General features: G+C 63.5%; 1 protein-coding gene. It reads left to right on the top strand.

The window, feature by feature from the left end; all coding sequences use genetic code 11:
* On the top strand, positions 1 to 1,080 hold a 1,080-nt coding region (locus tag BN1233_RS20595; RefSeq protein WP_046865516.1), incomplete at both ends, for a right-handed parallel beta-helix repeat-containing protein.

Here is a 1,080-nt window from a genome sequence, read left to right as displayed (position 1 = left end):
GTCTCCAATGCATCAGAACTGTCGGCTGCGCTCGCGAGCTACCAGGGCGAGACGACCATCCTCCTCGCGGCGGGCCAGTATGGCGCGCTGAAGTATTCCGGCATTGGCGGCAAGGGCGCCCTCACCCTCACCTCGGCCGATCCCGCCCACAAGGCCGTGTTCGAGGATCTCCAGTTCCAGAACTCGACCGGCATCACCCTCGACGGCCTCGCCTTCAACCCCGAGCAGACCTCCGGAGAGGCCAACAGCTTCGCCCTGAGCCTGCACAACAGCTCGAACATCCAGGTCGTCAACTCGGCCTTCTCGGGCGAGGCCGGCTCGCTCGCCAAGGTGCTGGGGATCTGGGTGAAGGGCTCGCACGACGTGGTGGTCGAGAACAACACCTTCACGAACCTGCAATACGGTCTCCAGGGCGGCAGCAGCCAGAACCTCAAGGTCCTGAACAACAGCCTCACGGGCATCCGGGCCGATGCCTTCCAGTTCTCGGACATGCAGGGCGTGGAAATCGCCCGCAACTTCGCCACCAACTTCAAGGCGGAACCCGGCGCGCATGCCGACTTCGTGCAGTTCCACACCGTCAACACGACCCGGTCGTCAGAGGGCGTCCACATCCATGACAACACCTTCCTGCAGGGCAGCGGCACCTCCGTGCAGGGCATCTTCATGGGCAACGAGACCGGCATCGCCTACAAGAACGTCACGATCGAGAACAACCTGATCTACACGTCTCACTGGCATGGCATCACGATCGGCAAGGCCGACGGGGTGGTGATTGACAACAACACCGTTCTGGGCGTGCCCAACAACTACCTGGGCACCAACAACACCTGGATCAAGCTGTCCGGGGTGACCAATGCCCGGGTCACGGACAACCTCGCGAACTCGGTGGATTTCGGGGCCACGGGGATCAACAGCAACAACACCGCGACCCACTGGCAGAGCAAGAGCGGAACCGTCCCTTACGCGGAGGTCTTCAGCAATGCCGGGGCGGGCACCTCAGCCCAGCTCGACGACTTCCTGGTCAAGAACGCCTATGCCGGCAAGGGCGCCAGCCTGAGCCCCCTCGAGCACGCCGGCGCC

This window comes from Microvirga massiliensis, from assembly GCF_001006805.1.
GTDB classification, from domain to species: domain Bacteria; phylum Pseudomonadota; class Alphaproteobacteria; order Rhizobiales; family Beijerinckiaceae; genus Microvirga; species Microvirga massiliensis.
Note: the sequence above shows the minus strand (reverse complement) of the source record. Positions and strands in the feature narration are given on the sequence as shown.